Below are 2,325 nucleotides of genomic sequence, written 5' to 3' on the forward strand. Positions count from 1 at the left end.
CATCGGGCGGCCTGAAAGGCTGCGGCCACCCTGTGGGCGCAACGGGCATAAAGCAAATTGCCGAGATTGTTTGGCAACTCCGAGGCAAGGGAGAAGGCAGGCAGGTGAAGGGCGCTGAAATAGGGATGGCGCACAACGTGGGCGGCTCTGGCGCAACTGCAGTTGTGCACATCATGAAACGTGCTTGAACATAGTGGTTTTCATGCCATCAGAAAATCTTGCAATCACCTGGAGAAGGCTGCCCGAGCGCTACAGGCTCGCCGGCAACTCATGCACCAATTGCAAGACAAACTACTTCCCCACAAGGAAGCTTTGCCCCAAGTGCCGAAGGAAGGGAAAGCTTGTTGCAAAGCAATTTTGCGGCAAGGGAAAGATTTACTCATTCACCGAGCTTACGGCAGGGCCGGTTGGCTTTGAGCTTGAGATTCCCTATGTCCTTGCAATAGTGGAGCTTGATGAGGGGCCTAAAATCACAGCGCAAATAGTGGGAGTGGGCGAGAAGGACGTGAAGATTGGCGATTCGGTTGAGATGGTCTTCCGCAAGATTATGGAGGACTCGGCAGAAGGCCTGATTCACTACGGATACAAATTCAGGCTGGTGCGCAAGTAGATTTCGCTTGCTACTTTTTGTTCCAAAAGCAACAAACTGCCTATATATGAGCCGCAGCACGAAATAATGGATGTTTACGCATAACCCTCAGAAGAAGCTCTACGTGCCGCAAGAGCCAGGGCTAGCCGAAATAAAGGAGAAGCTTAGCGGCAGGCACGACTTTTTCTCCAAATTCAAAGGGCCTGAGCAGAACCCTGATGGGCACCGGAAAAAAGACTGGAGGGCAATTGAATTTACCTCTGAAACGTTTGCAGAGCTTGCCAAGCACCCAAAAATAGAGATAGTCAAGCAGTTTGACGCCTCAAAATACCCTGTGAACTGCCAAAGCGAGGATGGCAAGCTTCTTTTAGTAGTTATGTCCCCTCCGACGCATCTTGACTGGGCTGCCCCCATAAATCAGGGAGAGGGGAGATACAATACGGACAAGCCGGACAGGCTGCTTGCCACTTACCAGTTCCTCAGCCTTGTGCTTGCCAACCTTGACCACGGGGTAAAAGTGATAATCATAGAGCCTGACCCTGATAGGAAAGAGGGCACCTTCACACGGGACATTGGCTTTGCGATAAAGGAATTCTTCTTCCAGGCAAGGCTGGTAAAGCCAATAAGGCAGCATGAGCAGGCAACTGTGATTGGCGGAATAAAGCCACCGAAAGGAGTGCTTATAGAGGGCGGCAACATCATGCTGGGAGATGGGCTGATATTCGTCGGCGTAGGGGACAGGACCAACTGGCAGGCAGTGGAATGGCTGAAATTCATTGTCGACAAGCTTGCGATAAACATGGAAGTTGTGCCGATTCAGCTGAAAGACGGCATATTGCACCTGGATTGCGCTTTCTGCCCTATCGAAAAGAGAAACGGTAACGGAGGGGCAGCAATTGTAAGCCCGCATGCGTTTGGCTCGGAAAAGGATTTGGAACTTATAAGAAAAATGTACGGAAACACCATGGAAGTTTCTGAGGCAGAATTCCAGAACCTTGTGACCAACCTCATAAGCCTTGACAGGCAAGTCAGGATTGCAAGCCCTGATGCAACGAATGTCCATGCGCTTTTGGAAAAGCTTGGCATGCATCCCGTCCTGATAGAATATTTCGAGCTAATCAAAGCAGAAGGCGCATGGAGATGCACCGAATTGGCGGTTGCCAGGGAAAATTAGATGAATTTCACGCCGCAGCTCGGGCACGACAGCATGTAGTAGTCCGCTACATAACCGCAAATCGGGCAGCGGTACTGTGTTCTCCCTCCAGACGGAACTTTCTGGCTGACCAGGCCGTATCCGCAACTGGAGCACTTTTCAGCAGACAATTCGTTTGCCGCCTTGCATTTGGGGCACTCTATACGGAACATCGAGGAGACATGGGTGCCGCACTTGGGGCAGCGCTCCAATCCCAAGGTCAAATCAGATGAGCACTTCGGGCATTTTGCCTTCTGGTGAGAATGAGGCTTGGGCTTGAGGGCGTCTGAGATAAGCTCCATTATCCCCATGAAGCTATTTTTGGACAAGAGTATAAAACATCAGCAGATGTTTTATTGACGTCGAAGCCACGAGAGGTTTCAACGAGGATATAAAATTTGGAATGTTTGACTTTCAAAAAACAAAAGGCTTATAATATACAAATTGTTTATTATTGCATGTTAAAACAAAAAGTGGTCACACGGCTCCTGAAAGCCGCCGAGGGCTCTCCGGATGGAGTAATCACTCTTGAACTCCTGGACAG

At 49.9% G+C, this 2,325-nt stretch carries 4 protein-coding genes; 3 read left to right on the plus strand and 1 reads right to left on the minus strand.

From position 1 onward, the window contains the following. From FJZ26_05605 to FJZ26_05615, 3 genes are all read left to right on the plus strand, one after another. On the plus strand, nt 1–188 hold a 188-nt coding region (locus FJZ26_05605), incomplete at its 5' end, for a thiolase domain-containing protein (GenBank protein ID MBM3229883.1). A gap of 14 nt (nt 189–202) precedes the next feature. Then, a complete protein-coding gene (locus FJZ26_05610) occupies nt 203–610 on the plus strand; it encodes a Zn-ribbon domain-containing OB-fold protein (GenBank protein ID MBM3229884.1) in 408 nt (135 codons plus the stop codon). A 70-nt stretch (nt 611–680) separates the two neighbouring features. Next, nucleotides 681–1,763 carry a hypothetical protein gene (locus tag FJZ26_05615; protein MBM3229885.1) on the plus strand — a complete coding sequence of 361 codons (1,083 nt, stop codon included), beginning with the start codon at nt 681–683 and terminating at the stop codon, nt 1,761–1,763. On the opposite strand, the gene FJZ26_05620 is transcribed toward FJZ26_05615, so the two are convergent. Continuing rightward, complete coding sequence (locus tag FJZ26_05620; GenBank protein MBM3229886.1) at nt 1,760–2,110, minus strand: hypothetical protein; 351 nt, start codon at nt 2,108–2,110, stop codon at nt 1,760–1,762. The two genes, FJZ26_05615 and FJZ26_05620, sit on opposite strands and share 4 nt — an antisense overlap. Nucleotides 2,111–2,325 lie beyond the last annotated feature (215 nt).

The organism is Candidatus Parvarchaeota archaeon (assembly GCA_016866895.1).
Classification (GTDB): domain Archaea; phylum Micrarchaeota; class Micrarchaeia; order Anstonellales; family VGKX01; genus VGKX01.

Coding starts and splice junctions, on each gene's coding strand:
- FJZ26_05610 (MBM3229884.1), top strand. CDS start 203: ATGCCATCAGAAAATCTTGCAATCACCTGGAGAAGGCTGCCCGAGCGC.
- FJZ26_05615 (MBM3229885.1), top strand. CDS start 681: ATGTTTACGCATAACCCTCAGAAGAAGCTCTACGTGCCGCAAGAGCCA.